The following is a 17890-nucleotide window of genomic DNA, read 5'->3' on the forward strand; positions in this document are numbered from 1 at the left end:
ATTGCTATGTATCTTGATGTGAAGACTTATATAAGAGAATGGTCACATAAGTGCTGATCATGTAGAGAATATGAAGAACGATAAAAGGATATTATTGACATGGGCGTGTTGAATCAAACTTTACAACAATGGATGGAACAAGGCCAAGGCAGTGCGGCACGAGTAATTGATCGCTTACCGACAGTAGCACAAGAAGGCTTGGTTAAAGCGCTGGGTTATCCTCACCAGTTTGAACAACTGGACCCCTTTATCAAATGCTTAATGGCAGCTCAATATAAGCAAGGCAAATCAGGCTTTATTTTTGAAGACTACCACCGTTCGCGTAAATTGTTTGATCATCAAATTCAAATGTTGACCGCCAAACCCAGCACGGTAAAACAAGTGGAGGATTTACGTCTACCTTTACAAAGTGGAACTGTGTTTGCGCGGCATTATCATCCTGCACCGAATAAGAAACTTCCGATGCTGGTGTTTTATCATGGCGGCGGCTTCGTGGTCGGCAGTCTCGACAGTCATGATGAAGTCTGTCGCTTACTGGCGATCCATGCCAAAGTGCAGGTGCTCAGTATTGATTATCCTTTGGCGCCAGAAGTTGGCCCGAATTTATTAATTCAATCTTGTGAAGATGCTTTGGCTTGGGTCTATCAAAACCGTCGTCAGTTCAAAATTTTGAAGAATCGAATTGCGGTGGCTGGCGATAGTGCCGGTGGTAATATCAGTGCCGTGGTGGCGCAGCGAACTGCTGCAAAAGCTTATGCGCCAAGTGCACAACTGTTAATTTACCCCGTGGTCGATTTCAAAAGTCGCCATCCATCGTTCTTTGCTTATAAAGATGGACTGACCTTAACGGGGCAAGATGTCGATAGAGTGACGTCGTTGTATGCTGAACAACATCAGGTAGCACTGGATGATCCTATTGTTTCGCCGACTTATGGTGTATTAAAAAGTGTCGCACCCGCTTTTGTCATCACCGCAGGTCATGATTTATTGCATGATGAAGGTGAAATTTATGCCATCAAATTAAAGCAGCAGAGCAATAAGGTTTATTATCAGAATTATCTAGATCAACCCCATGGGTTTGTGAACTTCACCATCATTTCTCGTCGGGCAAAAAAAATTACCATAGAAATGGCAAAGAATTTTAGAAAATTTTGGGATAAGAATGCCAAATAAAAAAGCATGGATTTTAAAAAGAATGTTTCACGTGGAACATTCTTTTTTTATTTAGGGCGGATTTTGGCTTCTGGAAAAACGAGCTGAAAACTCGGGACATAAAAACTTTGTAGAGCCTTGGCTTGGCCAAAGTCTGGGAAGAGGGTGGTATGGTTTTGCCATTCAAATTTTTTCAGTTTTATTAGCTTTGCGCGAAACTGTGGAGAAAACTCATAGCGTTGACCTTGCCATGCTTGTTGTATTTTGAGCATGGAACGTGGAATGTGATGACTATTAATATAAAACGGACGTGCCTTTTTGCATTGGGTGAGTGTTAAACACAGGGTTTGGTCTTGAGTGCTGAGTTGACATTGTGTTGTTTCGTGCTGCGTATGCCAGTCAAACTGAGCGAACTCTTTCGGAATGCCCCAAAGTTGTTGACCATGTTCAACTGAAATCTGTGTAGACACATAAATTTTAGGAATCGAGCTTAATCGCCGTTTGCTCAGTAAAGGGTGGTCGAGCAAAAGCAGTTCATCATAAGGTCCAACAGGGGATTGATGATAACGCACCAACATGACTTGAACCACACGACCAATCGGGGACGGGGCGATACGAAACGCTTTATATTGTCGGATAAATTGCGGACTGATCCAATAATTCAAAATAAAGGCTTCACCTTGTAAATGCCAAGGTGGAAATTGACTCAATTGAGACAGGGCTAAAGCTTCATTCATCGTTATTCTCGTTTTCTTAGAAGAAGTAGTGTTTTATTTATCCATTGGAGCGTAAAACCTCGGGGTTTAGCCCGAGGATATAAGCGAGTGGCGTAAGCCATTAATGCGGTGTTTGCTGTTGTTGAATATATTGTTTAACAATTCCAATTGGCGCACCGCCACATGAAGCAGCGAAGTAACTAGGCGACCACAAAGCACTGCCCCATAGCTTGTTTTTAATTTCAGGGTGTTTGGTTCTTACAATGCGACTTGAAGCACCCTTTAAACTATTCACTAAGCTAGAAATTGCTATTTTAGGTGGATAATTCACAAGCAAATGAACATGATCGTGTTCACCATCAAACTCTACCAACTCGGCTTCAAAGTCTAAGCAGATACGCTCAAACACTTCACGCATTGTTTCAAGCATTGCTTTGGTAAAAACATCTCTACGGTATTTAGCCACAAAGACTAAATGTACATGCATATTAAAAACACAGTGGCGACCTGTTCTAATCTCTTGACTATTGCTCATAGACCAAATATATTTTAATCATGAAAACACTTAAATTACGCATAAAAGACAAACATTACAAGGTACTAGACCAACTCGCATTGGAAGTAAATTTTGTTTGGAATTATGTGAATGATTTAGGATTTAAACATCTAAAAAGAAAAGGTGAATTTCTTTCAGCTTACGATATTGCTAAATACACGAAAGGCACATCTAAAGAATGCAATCTGCATAGTCAAACTGTTCAAGCGATAACAGAAGAATTGGTTACTCGAAGAAAGCAGTTTAAAAAAGCAAAGCTAAAATGGCGGGTGAGTAATAAGAAGTCTGCAAGACGTTCTTTGGGTTGGATACCCTTCAAAAAGGTTGCAATCAAATATGCTGATGGCTACGTGCAGTATGGCAAGCATCAATTCAAGCTATGGGATAGCTATGGACTATCAAAATACAACGTCAAAACAGGCTCATTTGTAGAAGACAGTCGTGGACGTTGGTATGTTTGTTTAGTTGTTGATAAGACAAAACAAGTTAAATCAAAGGGTAATACCTCAATCGGTATAGATTTGGGCTTAAAAGACCTTGCAACCTGTTCAGATGGCGTAAAGCTCAAAGCCCCTCAAATCTATCGGCAATACGAACAAAAACTTGGCATTGCTCAACGTGCTAGAAATAAAAAGCGTGTTAAAGCGATTCATGCCAAGATTAGAAACATACGTCAAAATACGCTACATCAATTCAGTCATAAATTGGTGAATAAACATGCAGCCATCTTCGTTGGTAATGTGAATGCAAAGGCATTAGCACGGACTAAACTAGCGAAGTCTGTATTAGATGCAAGTTGGACAACACTTAGAACCATGCTCAAGTATAAATGCGAGAACGCAAGTGTATGGTATAAAGAAGTCAATGAAGCCTATACCACCCAAACTTGTTCGAGCTGTGGCTCACGCTGTAGTAGTCCGAAAGGTAGAACGGGACTTGGAATAAGAGAATGGCAGTGCATGGAATGTGGTACATTCCATGATAGGGATATAAATTCCGCACTGAATATTCTTGCGCTCGGACATGAGCGTCTAGCAGTAGGAATCCCCGTCCTTTAGGTCGCGGAGGATGTCAAACTGAACGATTAATATACCGAAATCTAATAACATCTGAATGCTGTGAGTAACGAAATGTTAAAGAAGAGTTTAGTTGCAGTGGCGGCTACATGTATGAGTATGGCGGTCATGGCAAATAACACGATTGTTGAAATGAAAACATCAATGGGCAACATCGAAATTGAACTGTTTAATGATAAAGCACCAATCTCAGCAAAAAACTTTGAAGACTATACGAAAGCTAAGTTTTATAACGGCACGATCTTTCATCGCGTCATTCCGGGTTTTATGGTGCAAGGTGGGGGCATGACTGCTGACCTGATAGAAAAACCAACACGACCAGCCATTCAAAATGAATCAAGTAATGGTCTATCGAATAAACGTGGCACTTTGGCGATGGCACGAACCAACCTACCGCATTCTGCAACCAGTCAGTTCTTTATTAATGTGGTGGATAATAACTTTCTAGATAGAAGTACCAATAACGCAGGTTATGCGGTTTTTGGTCAGGTCACTAAAGGTATGGATGTGGTGGATAAGATCACTAAAGTACCGACAGGACGTGCAGGGCCACATCAAGATGTACCGAAACAACCTGTTAAAATTCTCAGTGTGAATATTAAAGCAGCAGCAGTGCAAAAGTAATGAAAAAAGATAGCAGAAATATTAAATCTATATTTCTGCTTTAAAATTATTGGGTTAGGTGTGTGGTTGTGTGTTTTTGAACCTTTTTAGTGCATAAAAATACAACATCCGATAAAACAACCAGTTAAAAGCACTTGCAAAGCTTTAGAAATCCTCTAGAATGCACCCCATACCGACGAGATAGACGGAAACGAACGAAGCACGAAGTGCTGAGTTGTTAAGTATATTGAGTCCAGCTTCTAGCACTGACGAGGTGTTAGGAAGATCATTAAGAGATTATGAAGAACAACTTGTGTGGATTTTTACTGATTGATCGATCGAAAATATTTCATTGATTGATGGTAAAAATTACTCGAAGTTTATTTGAGAAATATTTGTCAGAAAATTGATGAGCCAAGATTTGTAGCCATAAGCTACTAATGATTTTTAACTGAAGAGTTTGATCATGGCTCAGATTGAACGCTGGCGGCAGGCTTAACACATGCAAGTCGAGCGGGGAAGGGTAGCTTGCTACCTGACCTAGCGGCGGACGGGTGAGTAATGCTTAGGAATCTGCCTATTAGTGGGGGACAACATTCCGAAAGGAATGCTAATACCGCATACGCCCTACGGGGGAAAGCAGGGGATCTTCGGACCTTGCGCTAATAGATGAGCCTAAGTCAGATTAGCTAGTTGGTGGGGTAAAGGCCTACCAAGGCGACGATCTGTAGCGGGTCTGAGAGGATGATCCGCCACACTGGGACTGAGACACGGCCCAGACTCCTACGGGAGGCAGCAGTGGGGAATATTGGACAATGGGCGAAAGCCTGATCCAGCCATGCCGCGTGTGTGAAGAAGGCCTTTTGGTTGTAAAGCACTTTAAGCGAGGAGGAGGCTACTTAGATTAATACTCTAGGATAGTGGACGTTACTCGCAGAATAAGCACCGGCTAACTCTGTGCCAGCAGCCGCGGTAATACAGAGGGTGCGAGCGTTAATCGGATTTACTGGGCGTAAAGCGTGCGTAGGCGGCTTCTTAAGTCGGATGTGAAATCCCTGAGCTTAACTTAGGAATTGCATTCGATACTGGGAAGCTAGAGTATGGGAGAGGATGGTAGAATTCCAGGTGTAGCGGTGAAATGCGTAGAGATCTGGAGGAATACCGATGGCGAAGGCAGCCATCTGGCCTAATACTGACGCTGAGGTACGAAAGCATGGGGAGCAAACAGGATTAGATACCCTGGTAGTCCATGCCGTAAACGATGTCTACTAGCCGTTGGGGCCTTTGAGGCTTTAGTGGCGCAGCTAACGCGATAAGTAGACCGCCTGGGGAGTACGGTCGCAAGACTAAAACTCAAATGAATTGACGGGGGCCCGCACAAGCGGTGGAGCATGTGGTTTAATTCGATGCAACGCGAAGAACCTTACCTGGTCTTGACATAGTAAGAACTTTCCAGAGATGGATTGGTGCCTTCGGGAACTTACATACAGGTGCTGCATGGCTGTCGTCAGCTCGTGTCGTGAGATGTTGGGTTAAGTCCCGCAACGAGCGCAACCCTTTTCCTTATTTGCCAGCGGGTTAAGCCGGGAACTTTAAGGATACTGCCAGTGACAAACTGGAGGAAGGCGGGGACGACGTCAAGTCATCATGGCCCTTACGACCAGGGCTACACACGTGCTACAATGGTCGGTACAAAGGGTTGCTACCTAGCGATAGGATGCTAATCTCAAAAAGCCGATCGTAGTCCGGATTGGAGTCTGCAACTCGACTCCATGAAGTCGGAATCGCTAGTAATCGCGGATCAGAATGCCGCGGTGAATACGTTCCCGGGCCTTGTACACACCGCCCGTCACACCATGGGAATTTGTTGCACCAGAAGTAGGTAGTCTAACCGCAAGGAGGACGCTTACCACGGTGTGGCCGATGACTGGGGTGAAGTCGTAACAAGGTAGCCGTAGGGGAACCTGCGGCTGGATCACCTCCTTAACGAAAGATTGACGATTGGTAAGAATCCACAACAAGTTGTTCTTCATGACGATGTATCTGAGGGTCTGTAGCTCAGTTGGTTAGAGCACACGCTTGATAAGCGTGGGGTCACAAGTTCAAGTCTTGTCAGACCCACCAAATCTGACTAACAAGCATTATTAAATGCTGAATACAGAAAAACAGAGACATTGACTTATTGATAAGCTGGGGACTTAGCTTAGTTGGTAGAGCGCCTGCTTTGCACGCAGGAGGTCAGGAGTTCGACTCTCCTAGTCTCCACCAAATTTCAAGAATAGAAAAACAATGTTTTTCCTTGAAATTTAAGCAAGAAGCTATGCTTCGCGCAGATAGGTTGGATTATAGAATTTAGTAAGTTGAAGCTTATTAACTTCTGTGATTTATCACAGTTTCCTGACCTGACGAAGGCTGGAAAAATCATTAACAGAATATATTTGAGTTGAAATAATTTGTTCATACTCGTTTTTAAGATTGACATTAACAGTGATTTATTACTGATTGATGAAGATTGAAGAAATGAGTTACTAGCGAAATTAACTGAATCAAGCGTTTTGGTATGTGAATTGAATTGAAGCTGTACAGTGTTTAAGTGCACAGAACAACAAACTGTAAGGAAGTGATGAGAAATCATCATAGACTGTCTTAATCCTACTTGTAGGGATTAACGACTGTTTGGGGTTGTATAGTCAAGTAATTAAGTGCATGTGGTGGATGCCTTGGCAGTCAGAGGCGATGAAAGACGTAATAGCCTGCGATAAGCTCCGGGGAGGCGGCAAATATCCTGTGATCCGGAGATTTCTGAATGGGGAAACCCACCTGTCATAAGGCAGGTATCGTATGATGAATACATAGTCATACGAGGCGAACGAGGGGAAGTGAAACATCTCAGTACCCTTAGGAAAAGAAATCAATTGAGATTCCCTCAGTAGCGGCGAGCGAACGGGGAAAAGCCCATTAAGTCATATAAGTTCTAGTGGAATGCTCTGGGAAGTGCAACCATAGTGGGTGATAGTCCTGTACACGAAAGGGCTTATATGATGATGTCGAGTAGGGCGGGGCACGTGAAACCTTGTCTGAATATGGGGGGACCATCCTCCAAGGCTAAATACTCCTGACTGACCGATAGTGAACCAGTACCGTGAGGGAAAGGCGAAAAGAACCCCTGTGAGGGGAGTGAAATAGATCCTGAAACCGCATGCATACAAGCAGTGGGAGCCGACTTGTTCGGTGACTGCGTACCTTTTGTATAATGGGTCAGCGACTTACATTCAGTAGCAAGGTTAACCGCATAGGGGAGCCGTAGAGAAATCGAGTCTTAATAGGGCGTTTAGTTGCTGGGTGTAGACCCGAAACCGGGTGATCTATCCATGAGCAGGTTGAAGGTTGGGTAACACTAACTGGAGGACCGAACCCACTGTCGTTGAAAAGCCAGGGGATGACTTGTGGATAGGGGTGAAAGGCTAATCAAACTCGGTGATAGCTGGTTCTCCCCGAAAGCTATTTAGGTAGCGCCTCGGACGAATACCATTGGGGGTAGAGCACTGTTTCGGCTAGGGGGTCATCCCGACTTACCAAACCGATGCAAACTCCGAATACCAATGAGTACTATCCGGGAGACAGACTGCGGGTGCTAACGTCCGTAGTCAAGAGGAAAACAATCCAGACCGCCAGCTAAGGCCCCAAAATTATAGTTAAGTGGGAAACGATGTGGGAAGGCATAGACAGCTAGGAGGTTGGCTTAGAAGCAGCCACCCTTTAAAGAAAGCGTAATAGCTCACTAGTCGAGTCGGCCTGCGCGGAAGATGTAACGGGGCTAAAACTATATGCCGAAGCTGCGGATTTGCAATTTATTGCAAGTGGTAGGGGAGCGTTCTGTAAGCCGATGAAGGTGTATTGAGAAGTATGCTGGAGGTATCAGAAGTGCGAATGCTGACGTGAGTAACGACAATGCGAGTGAAAAACTCGCACGCTGAAAGACCAAGGGTTCCAGTCCAACGTTAATCGGGGCTGGGTGAGTCGACCCCTAAGGCGAGGCCGAGAGGCGTAGTCGATGGGAAATTGGTTAATATTCCAATACTTCTATGTAATGCGATGAGAGGACGGAGAAGGTTAAGTCAGCCTGGCGTTGGTTGTCCAGGTGGAAGGTTGTAGGCATGTATCTTAGGCAAATCCGGGGTACTCTATGCTGAGAACTGATAGCAAGCTGTACTTGTACAGTGAAGTGGCTGATACCATGCTTCCAGGAAAAGTCTCTAAGCTTCAGTTACATAGGAATCGTACCCGAAACCGACACAGGTGGTCAGGTCGAGTAGACCAAAGCGCTTGAGAGAACTCTGCTGAAGGAACTAGGCAAAATGGTACCGTAACTTCGGGAGAAGGTACGCTGCCGACGGTGATAGGATTTACTCCTTGAGCTATTGGCAGCCACAGAAACCAGGCCCCTGCAACTGTTTATTAAAAACATAGCACTCTGCAAACACGAAAGTGGACGTATAGGGTGTGATGCCTGCCCGGTGCTGGAAGGTTAATTGATGGGGTTAGCGTAAGCGAAGCTCTTGATCGAAGCCCCAGTAAACGGCGGCCGTAACTATAACGGTCCTAAGGTAGCGAAATTCCTTGTCGGGTAAGTTCCGACCTGCACGAATGGCATAATGATGGGGGCGCTGTCTCCAGCAGAGACTCAGTGAAATCGAATTCGCCGTGAAGATGCGGTGTACCCGCGGCTAGACGGAAAGACCCCGTGAACCTTTACTGCAGCTTGACATTGAACTTTGATCTTACTTGTGTAGGATAGGTGGGAGGCTTTGAAACCGAGACGCTAGTTTCGGTGGAGCCAATCTTGAAATACCACCCTGGTAATATTGAGGTTCTAACTCTGTCCCGTTATCCGGGACGAGGACCATGTCTGGTGGGTAGTTTGACTGGGGCGGTCTCCTCCTAAAGAGTAACGGAGGAGTACGAAGGTGCGCTCAGCGTGGTCGGAAATCACGCGTAGAGTATAAAGGCAAAAGCGCGCTTAACTGCGAGACCCACAAGTCGAGCAGGTACGAAAGTAGGTCTTAGTGATCCGGTGGTTCTGTATGGAAGGGCCATCGCTCAACGGATAAAAGGTACTCTGGGGATAACAGGCTGATACCGCCCAAGAGTTCATATCGACGGCGGTGTTTGGCACCTCGATGTCGGCTCATCTCATCCTGGGGCTGAAGCAGGTCCCAAGGGTATGGCTGTTCGCCATTTAAAGAGGTACGCGAGCTGGGTTTAGAACGTCGTGAGACAGTTCGGTCCCTATCTACCGTGGGCGTTGGAAATTTGAGAGGATCTGCTCCTAGTACGAGAGGACCAGAGTGGACGAACCTCTGGTGTACCGGTTGTGACGCCAGTCGCATCGCCGGGTAGCTATGTTCGGAAGGGATAACCGCTGAAAGCATCTAAGCGGGAAGCCTACCTCAAGATAAGATTTCCCTAGGACTTTATGTCCTCTAAAGAGCCGTTGAAGACTACGACGTTGATAGGTTGGATGTGGAAGCATAGTGATATGTGAAGCTGACCAATACTAATTGCTCGTGAGGCTTGACTATACAACACCCAAACAGTTGGTGTTGTGGTTCAAATCACTGCAAACAACTTGATTTAGTTATAAAGCTAGATAAAATATCCAACTCAAATATACCTGTTAATAACTCATTTGATGAAAGTTAGGCATACACAATGTGTAAATAAGACCCAACGAATAGTCATAAACAGTTGTGCTGGCGACAATAGCAAGAGTGAACCACCTGATCCCTTCCCGAACTCAGAAGTGAAACCTCTTAGCGCTGATGGTAGTGTGGAGTTATCCATGTGAGAGTAAGTCATCGCCAGCTCATTAATTCTAAATCCCCCTCCGCTTAAAGCAGAGGGGGATTTTTTTATGCAACATATATTCAATAATTTAAATAAAGAATTATTAAGTGGGTAAGAAGAGAATTAGAGCGGAGAATACACGCTAAATTATACAAAAATACATTTATATAATTTAAAATTATGTGAAACATCTACTATTTATCAAAGAATTCGATGAAGTGCAAATTATTTTGCGTCATTTTTATACAACTTTAGTCTAGTTTTTCCAAAAAAAGCTGTTTCAATTGTTTTATTTATAGACAAAAACTGAATTATGATTCATTTTATTTAAAAGTGAATTTGGATTCACTTTTTATAATAAAGCTCACAATTGGAGGTGAGGGAAAAATGACAGCGACAACAATGAATGTAAATGCTGTAATCGATCAGGCTAAGTTTAAGCCTTTTCATTTAACGGTTGTTTTGTGGTGCTTATTCGTCGTCTTGTTTGATGGTTATGATTTAGCAATTAACGGTGTGGCTTTACCGCTTTTAATGAAAGAGTGGGGTATGACGGCTGTTCAAGCGGGAATGCTAGCCAGTACTGCCCTAGCAGGTATGATGTTTGGTGCAATGCTATTTGGGATGCTGGCCGATAAAATTGGCCGTAAAAAAGTCATTATTATCTGTGTTACGTTGTTCAGTGGGTTCACTTTTGCGGGTGGCTTTGCATCAAACCCGACTGAATTTGGTATTTTACGCTTTATCGCAGGTCTTGGAATTGGTGGTGTATTACCGAACTTGGTCGCTTTAACTTCGGAATATGCGCCGCAGAAGTTTCGTAGTACTTTGGTGACCGCGATGTTTAGTGGCTATGCAATGGGTGGGATTATGGCAGCGCTACTAGGTGTTGCGTTTACGCCAACCTTTGGCTGGAAGATCATGTTTTTCATTGCGGGTATTCCATTACTGTTTATTCCGATTTTATGGAAATTCTTACCTGAATCAGTCACTTTTTTAGTGAAAGACCAGCAAACAGAAAAGGCTCGTAGCATTATTCAACGTCTGGTCCCTGAAGAGACTGTAACTTCAGATACTGTTCTAGTGCTGAACGAAGCTAAAGTCCCTGATGCATCTGTCGCTGCCTTGTTTAAAAATGGCCGTGGTATGGGTACAGTTTTATTTTGGTGCTGCTTCTTCATGTGCTTATTGATGGTTTATGCCCTAGGAAGCTGGTTACCAAAACTGATGATGGCTGCGGGTTATTCGATGGGCAGCAGTTTAATGTTCCTCCTTTCCTTGAACATTGGTGCGGTGATTGGCACTGCTGGTGGTGGTGTGCTTGCGGATCGTTTCCACTTGAAACCTGTCATTATTAGCATGTTGACTGTCGGGGCATTTGCATTGGTGGGTTTAGGCTTTAATTCACCACAACCTGTAATTTATTTATTGGTTGCACTTGCAGGAGCTGCTTCAATCGGTTGTAGTATTTTACTATATAGCTATGTGGCGCAATATTATCCATTGGCTGTTCGTTCAACTGGGTTGGGTTGGGCATCAGGAATTGGCCGTGTAGGTGCAATCGTGGGTCCAATTGTCATTGGTGTATTGTTGGGCATGGAATTACCACATAAGTTGAATTTTATTGCTGTGGCAATTCCTGCGGTACTTGCTGCGATAGCAGTTTCTTTTATCCGTTTAAATAGTGCTGAAGAAGCAGTTAAAACTCAGGTGAAAGTTTCAAGTTCAATCAAAGCATCTTCTTAGTTAAATCTTAAATAAATAAAAGGCTCTCGTTGTGAGGGCCTTTATTTTTTTCAAAATAGATGTACCGTTGGATGGTATTTGATCGTGTTTGAAGGAGAGTGCTATGCTAAAGGCAGCTTTAAATAGGGCAGTACAATAACAATGATTAAGCAGCAGAAAAAACTCGAACCTGAGCAAAGTGAACGTTTATTCAACATCCTAGAACAGCGTTTTCAGCAGTACACTGAACGTCATATGCAAATTAGTTGGGCATTTGTCCGAGAAAAACTTTTGCAGTCTCCGGAAAAATTATACGCCTTACAACAAATGGAAATGAGTAGAGGTGAGCCTGATGTCGTGGTTTTACCGAATACACAAGATGTGTATTTTTTTGATTGTTCGATTGAGTCACCGAAGGGGCGACGGAGCATGTGTTATGACCGAGAGGCACTATTGAGTCTCAAGGATCATCCGCCTGAAAATACAGTGCTCGATTGGGTACAGGCGTATGGCTTAAGCTTAGTGACGGAACAACAGTATTATCTTTTACAGCAGATCTTTAATTTTGACTTGAAAACATCCAGTTGGGTTGAGACTCTAGCTGAATTACGTCAGCAAGGCGGGGCAATTTTTTGTGATCAGCGCTATGGTCGTACGTTTACCTATCATAATGGCGCTGCTTCGTACTATGCGAGTCGAGGATTTCGGACTTATATTCAGCTTTAACTGTGGAAATATAGATAAAAAGAAACCCCGACATCCTGTCGAGGTTTCTTTGTATTTCAGTGTTTAGATACAACTTCTGTCATATCTCACATCCTGATGCTCAAACTGATTATTGTTGTTTTAAGTTTGGGAAACGTCCTGTTTCCTGATGATTTAAATATACATGGCGATGGCTGTTGTTCATACAGCATTTTAACCACGCTATTTGTAAGCCTAAGCTGACAAAAGTGAATGGCTTATAATTTTTGCTTAGTGCTTTAGATCAGCATCTTTTAAATAGTCTGATGAATGCTGGATTGATCTAGTGAAACTGATGATGTTCTACGCAATGACTGGCTTTGGTGGTTTCTCTTTTAAATATAGAGCATCACTGGTATCGCGCAGTTTTAAATACGACTGCGCGATAAATACAGAACAATATTAAAAAGTTGTATGCATGCATGTGATGTTCATCAGAAAGATGATCAATCTTTCTAGATGGAGTGAATATTTGAATAAAAATGTGAAAAGTAATGTTTTTATGCAGGAGATTGATAGCTTTAGCGTTATTTACATTGATTTTTTCAGTAGGTTGAGTATCGATACAGGATCTTCAAATTTTATGCAAGAAAATAGGCGCAATAAATCATTCCAAAAATTTTGTTAATTTATAACTAATTTTGTACAATAAATAAGCTGATTAATTGAACGGTTGAATCAGCACACATTATAAAAATGGAATATTTGAAGCAGAAATTACAGAATATTTTTATAAAAGTGAGTATTGTTGAACCATATAAAAGGGAAGTTTAATCGACACACTTTAACCAAGGTTTTGTGAAAACTCCTCTGTTTGTCATTTAGAACCTTGCACCCAAAAGGTCGAAGCTAAATCAAACACTCAAGATTAATATTAAATGGTTCTTTTTTGTTGCGAGATAACCAAATAAAAAGCAATTAAAAGGGACCTAGGTTTAGGTGTTTTATGTCAGGAACTCGTGAAAACTGGACATCACGATCTGGTTTTATTATTGCAGCTGTAGGTTCGGCTGTAGGTTTAGGTAATATTTGGCGTTTCCCTTATGTTGCTTATGAAAATGGTGGCGGCGCCTTTCTTATTCCTTATTTATTGGCTTTAATTACCGCTGGTTTACCACTGTTATTTTTAGATTATGCAACGGGACATCGTAGTTCGGGGTCACCACCTAAAGCCTATCGGGCTTTGTTTAAAGGCGGTGAAACGCTGGGTTGGTGGCAAGTCTGTGTGTGTATCATCATTGGTTTGTACTATGCCAGCGTACTGACGTGGGCGGGTAGCTATGTTTACTTCTCGATTGGTCAGACTTGGGGCAGTGACCCTGAAAGTTTCTTCTTTAATACCTACTTACAAACTTCGAAAGCAACAGGTTTCGATTTACAGTTTGTAAGCCATTTATTTTGGCCAATCGTAGGAATTTGGGCGCTGACCTTAATTATTCTGTTTGGCGGGGTTAAAAAAGGTGTTGAATTATCGAATAAGATTTTCATGCCTTTATTGTTCGTTTTATTTACCATTTTAGTAGTGCAATCACTTCGTTTACCAGGTGCCGCAGAAGGCTTAAATGCATTCTTTACGCCAAACTGGTCTGCGATGATGGACTATAAAGTGTGGCTGGCGGCGTATGGTCATACCTTCTTCTCGCTTTCTGTGGGTTTCGGGATCATGGTGACTTATGCATCTTACTTAAAGCCAAAGACCAATTTGACAGGCTCAGGTTTAATCGTTGGTTTTGCCAATGCTTCAACTGAAATCTTGGCGGGTATTGGTATTTTTGCTGCATTAGGCTTTATGGCGCATGCCGCAGGCAAAGAAGTTCAAGATGTGGTGAGTGGTGGTATCGGTTTGGCATTTATTGCTTTCCCGAAAATCATTTCAAGTCTTGGTGCAGGTGCTGATTTATTCGGTCTATTGTTCTTCTCATCATTATTTGTTGCCGGTATTTCTTCTATGGTTAGTATCTTGGAAGTGCCAATTGCAGCGATGCAGGATAAGTTAAAATGGAGCCGTAAAAAAGCAGTTACCATTATCGGTGGTGGTAGTGCACTGGTTTCAGTGATCTTATTCTCAAGTGTGAATGCGATTAAATTGGTAGATATCGTGGATCACTTTATCAATAACATTGGCATTGTGGGTGGCGCGCTTGTTTCTATTCTTTGTATTACTTGGTTTAAGCGTTCAGCATTGATTGAGCTGCGTGATCACGTAAACCGTATTTCTACCATTCAACTCGGTAAGGGTTGGGCATTTACCTTGACCGTGATTACTTCACTCGTGTTATTAACGACGTTGAGTATGACGTTATTTAATTTGGTGAAAAATGGTTACGATACTTATAGCATGAGTCTGCAAGGGCTATTTGGTTGGGGCAGTGTGATTTTCTGTGCCGTCGTCGCAATCGTACTCAGTAAAGTTAAAGATCGCTAGGAGAAAAAAATGAATACTTCAGCAATCGTAATGATGGTGATTTCGATGTTGTTTGTTTGGGGAGGACTTGTGTTGTCTATTCTCCACTTGATGAAAAATCCAGAAGAGCTCGATGATGTTCTTGAAGAAGTGAAAGACCAGCATACGTTGTAATACCTGATATAAAATTTAACCCTGAAAATAGGTATTTACCTATTTAAAATAACGCCCGATGAGCTTCATTGGGCGTTATTTTTTTCTATGGAGGTAAAGTGAGTTGGCAGCTTAGATAAGCTTTTTTTGATGAGTTGATTTGGAGCTTATTGTTCACGTCCATTTGGCTCGAAATAAATAAGAATTTAAACGACCAGAAAGCACAAAAAGTATGCTGTACAAATTTTATCTAATAAATATGCAATCACAATAACAACTATGATACAAAATAGTATAGAGTTGTGACACAGTTTGTATTTTTGCTGGCTAATTCATATGAAAATTAACAAAAAGAAATTTTCTGCTCTGTCGTTTTTATTTTTTTTCATTAGAAGCACATGCATTTCCACAACCGGGAAGCTATATTTCTAACGTTGCATCTGGGGACTATACCGATGAGATGGGGAATGTTTTATTGGTCAATTCCAATCCCGTGGCATTGGAAGTGCAAAAAACGTACTCACTGACTTTAGTACAAAATCAAAACCAATATGGTGTGGTTGGTGGGGCGGTAAATCTGCCACATGTGTTAACCAATACAGGTAATACTGCTGATCGATATACATTGGGTCTAGTACAAAGTAGCACTGATAATTTTGATTTAAGTAATGTGAAGGTCTATGCAGACCGCGATAAAAATGGTTTACCAGATAATACCGAAGACTTATTGGTGGGATCAATTGAGCTCAATGCGGGTCAATCTTTAGCAGTTCTGCTTGTGGGCAGTATCTCGACCAATGTGTCTTTTAATCAGCTCAGTAGTTTAGACCTCATCTACTAGCGTCGAACCTTTGGGTTTCAGGTGGATATAACTTTGTGGGCTATCAAGATAAAGATCTGATTGATAGTGATACAACGATGGATGGAGCATATTTCCGTTTCCGCTTCAAATTTGACGAAAACTTATTTAACAAAAATAAGCCTTCAGTCAATAAAGCCTTGGAGCCTAAATAATGTTGAAACACCATGCTAAACATGTGTTGTGGCTTCTAGCTTTGGGTACTGTGGTGGCGCATGCTGCAGAGGTCCCTGTCAGCTCAAATTATCCAGTTTCGCAGCAGCAGGTGCATGAGCAATTGCACACTGCAATTGAGCAAGCGATGGACGTACGAGACAAGTACCAGTTAGAAAAAGCACGAACATGGCTGAGTTATGCTGACCATGAATATAGTGAAAAAGCGAAGCGTCAAAATATTGATCTGATCTATCAGCAGGTCTTAGACATTGTATATGCAGATCAGCGTGCAACGTTAAGTATAGAAACACCAATGCTACCGTTTTCCCAACTGATGCGCCGCGATTTATGGACGCGTGCCACAACCATAAAAACACAGACTGGATTTCAGTGTGCTTATAAAGAACTTGCATAGGCTGAAGTGAATTTGGTTTGGGCGGCTGCTGAGTACCGTGAATTAGGTTGGCATCATTCGCGTGAGATTTTTGCTTCTGCAGAACGGTTGATGGATCAAGCCACATATTTATCTGAAAACCGTGGCACACTTTAACTTAAAGCAGTTCACTTTTTAGAAAAATTGCAGTAACTGCAATCAGTACACACATGAAAAAAGGAGCCTTTCAGCCACTGCTGTCCCATAGTTAGATTTAAATAAAAAACCTGAGTCCAAAGTAGTTAAAATATAAGTGCGAACAAACACTTCAACTACAAGGATTCAGGTTTTATCACATCAAAATACTGTATTTCATCAATTACTCAAACCCATTTTAAGACAAGATTTTGAACGTCTTGCAAAACAATACCATCAAGGACAAAAATTAAGATCTGCAACACGATGGGATCAATTTATTGCTATTTTGATGTCTCAATTATCATGTCGTCAAAGCTTGAGGGATATTGAGTCTAATCTCGAATCACAACAGGAAAAGCTTTATCACCTTGGTGCCAAAAGAATTGCACGAAGTACGTTGGCAAGAATCAATGAAGAACAACCAGTTAGCTTGTATCAGCAATTGTTTATCCAATTACTTCAACATTGTGAAAATTCCAAGATTGCTCATAAATTTCGATTTAAAAATCCATTATATTCACTTGATGCGAGTCATATTGATCTTTCACTGTCATTGTGTGAATGGGCAAAAGTACATGAGTCCAAAGCCAGTATAAAACTTACAGTTGGGTTAAATCATAGTAATACCATTCCTGAATTTGTTGCGCTTGGTGATGGTATTGAAAATGACATGGTACAAGGTCTACGACTCAAATTCCCACCTGGAAGTATCATTGTATTTGATAAAGGGTATGTTGATTATCAGTGTTTTGTAGAAATGACCAACCAAAAAGTCAGCTTTGTCACTAGGCTGAGACCAAAGACAGTTTATGAGGTGAAATCAAAACAAGATGTGTTAGTCAGTAAGGGGATTCTTGCGGATGAATATATTGAGTTGAGTAGCGATTATGCTAAAAAGCGTGGTGCACCGAAGCGATTAAGACGTATAGAATTTTATGATGAAAAAAAGAAAAGAACGTTTGAGTTTTTAAGTAATAACTTTCATTTAGCTGCATCAACCATTGCTGCAATTTATAAAGATCGATGGAAAGTAGAACTATTTTTTAAAGCGATCAAGCAAAACCTAAAGTTGAAATCGTTTTTAGGCCGTAGTCGCAATGCGATACAAACACAAATATGGATTGCACTAATCGCGTATTTATTGGTGAGTTTTGCGAAACATATGGCGCAGGAAGGATGGAGTGTTCAAAGATTATTAAGAATTATTCAGGTGAATTTATTTGAAAGGAAACCATTGAAGGCTTTGTTTTTACCTGACAAAAAGTGGAATAAACAAGAAGAACCTCAACTGAGGTTCTTCTTGTGATATTTATGGGACAGCAGTGGCC

13 protein-coding genes, 2 tRNA genes, 3 rRNA genes and 1 pseudogene are annotated in these 17890 nt (G+C 42.0%); 17 read left to right on the forward strand and 2 right to left on the reverse strand.

Annotated elements, in window-relative coordinates:
- Positions 1 to 99 precede the first annotated feature (99 nt).
- The gene (locus tag ACSC9N_RS00090; protein WP_058951461.1) at positions 100 to 1173 is read left to right on the forward strand and encodes an alpha/beta hydrolase; all 1074 of its coding nucleotides are present in this window, start codon (positions 100 to 102) and stop codon (positions 1171 to 1173) included.
- Positions 1174 to 1220: 47 nt separating this feature from the next.
- Here ACSC9N_RS00090 and ACSC9N_RS00095 read toward each other — a convergent pair whose 3' ends face one another.
- A complete protein-coding gene (locus tag ACSC9N_RS00095; protein ID WP_005401739.1) occupies positions 1221 to 1889 on the reverse strand; it encodes an acetoacetate decarboxylase family protein in 669 nt (222 codons plus the stop codon).
- A 100-nt stretch (positions 1890 to 1989) separates the two neighbouring features.
- On the reverse strand, positions 1990 to 2403 hold the full coding sequence (gene tnpA, locus ACSC9N_RS00100) for an IS200/IS605 family transposase (protein WP_005402021.1): 414 nt from the start codon (positions 2401 to 2403) through the stop codon (positions 1990 to 1992).
- A 20-nt stretch (positions 2404 to 2423) separates the two neighbouring features.
- Here tnpA and ACSC9N_RS00105 point away from each other — a divergent pair, with 20 nt between their 5' ends.
- The 16 genes and pseudogenes from ACSC9N_RS00105 to ACSC9N_RS00180 all read left to right on the forward strand — a co-directional run bounded on the left by ACSC9N_RS00105 (position 2424) and on the right by ACSC9N_RS00180 (position 17868).
- Positions 2424 to 3482: an RNA-guided endonuclease InsQ/TnpB family protein gene (locus ACSC9N_RS00105; protein WP_058951462.1), complete on the forward strand. Its 1059-nt coding sequence runs from the start codon at positions 2424 to 2426 to the stop codon at positions 3480 to 3482.
- A gap of 72 nt (positions 3483 to 3554) precedes the next feature.
- Entirely contained in the window at positions 3555 to 4124 is a 570-nt protein-coding gene (locus tag ACSC9N_RS00110) for a peptidylprolyl isomerase (protein WP_058951463.1), read from the forward strand.
- Positions 4125 to 4551: 427 nt separating this feature from the next.
- Positions 4552 to 6089: ribosomal RNA gene (locus tag ACSC9N_RS00115) — 16S ribosomal RNA — on the forward strand.
- A gap of 61 nt (positions 6090 to 6150) precedes the next feature.
- Positions 6151 to 6227: transfer RNA gene (locus tag ACSC9N_RS00120), tRNA-Ile, on the forward strand.
- A 68-nt stretch (positions 6228 to 6295) separates the two neighbouring features.
- Positions 6296 to 6371: transfer RNA gene (locus ACSC9N_RS00125), tRNA-Ala, on the forward strand.
- A 420-nt stretch (positions 6372 to 6791) separates the two neighbouring features.
- Positions 6792 to 9685 (forward strand): 23S ribosomal RNA (locus ACSC9N_RS00130).
- Between the two features lie 170 nt (positions 9686 to 9855).
- Positions 9856 to 9970: ribosomal RNA gene (gene rrf / locus ACSC9N_RS00135) — 5S ribosomal RNA — on the forward strand.
- The 16S, 23S and 5S rRNA genes sit together here with 2 tRNA genes alongside, the layout of an rRNA operon.
- Positions 9971 to 10337: 367 nt before the next feature.
- Positions 10338 to 11696, forward strand: coding sequence for an MFS transporter (locus ACSC9N_RS00140; protein ID WP_004691886.1), 1359 nt, complete (start codon positions 10338 to 10340; stop codon positions 11694 to 11696).
- A 144-nt stretch (positions 11697 to 11840) separates the two neighbouring features.
- Entirely contained in the window at positions 11841 to 12401 is a 561-nt protein-coding gene (locus ACSC9N_RS00145) for a DUF4256 domain-containing protein (protein ID WP_395475258.1), read from the forward strand.
- A 964-nt stretch (positions 12402 to 13365) separates the two neighbouring features.
- Entirely contained in the window at positions 13366 to 14844 is a 1479-nt protein-coding gene (locus tag ACSC9N_RS00150) for a sodium-dependent transporter (RefSeq protein ID WP_004691884.1), read from the forward strand.
- Positions 14845 to 14853: 9 nt separating this feature from the next.
- Complete coding sequence (locus ACSC9N_RS00155) at positions 14854 to 14997, forward strand: methionine/alanine import family NSS transporter small subunit (protein ID WP_004691882.1); 144 nt, start codon at positions 14854 to 14856, stop codon at positions 14995 to 14997.
- A gap of 484 nt (positions 14998 to 15481) precedes the next feature.
- On the forward strand, positions 15482 to 15817 hold the full coding sequence (locus ACSC9N_RS00160) for a hypothetical protein (protein ID WP_439036095.1): 336 nt from the start codon (positions 15482 to 15484) through the stop codon (positions 15815 to 15817).
- A pseudogene (locus tag ACSC9N_RS00165) lies at positions 15808 to 15990 on the forward strand (hypothetical protein); the annotation flags it as partial. The gene ACSC9N_RS00160 and the pseudogene ACSC9N_RS00165, both read left to right, overlap by 10 nt.
- Positions 15990 to 16406, forward strand: coding sequence for a hypothetical protein (locus ACSC9N_RS00170; RefSeq protein WP_004691877.1), 417 nt, complete (start codon positions 15990 to 15992; stop codon positions 16404 to 16406). The pseudogene ACSC9N_RS00165 and the gene ACSC9N_RS00170, both read left to right, overlap by 1 nt.
- 6 nt (positions 16407 to 16412) lie before the next feature.
- Positions 16413 to 16541 carry a hypothetical protein gene (locus tag ACSC9N_RS00175; protein ID WP_017396977.1) on the forward strand — a complete coding sequence of 43 codons (129 nt, stop codon included), beginning with the start codon at positions 16413 to 16415 and terminating at the stop codon, positions 16539 to 16541.
- A gap of 163 nt (positions 16542 to 16704) precedes the next feature.
- Complete coding sequence (locus tag ACSC9N_RS00180) at positions 16705 to 17868, forward strand: IS4 family transposase (RefSeq protein ID WP_026056493.1); 1164 nt, start codon at positions 16705 to 16707, stop codon at positions 17866 to 17868.
- The last annotated feature ends 22 nt before the right edge of the window (positions 17869 to 17890 follow it).

The sequence above is a fragment of the Acinetobacter sp. PC34 genome, assembly GCF_051789135.1.
Lineage (GTDB): Bacteria > Pseudomonadota > Gammaproteobacteria > Pseudomonadales > Moraxellaceae > Acinetobacter > Acinetobacter johnsonii.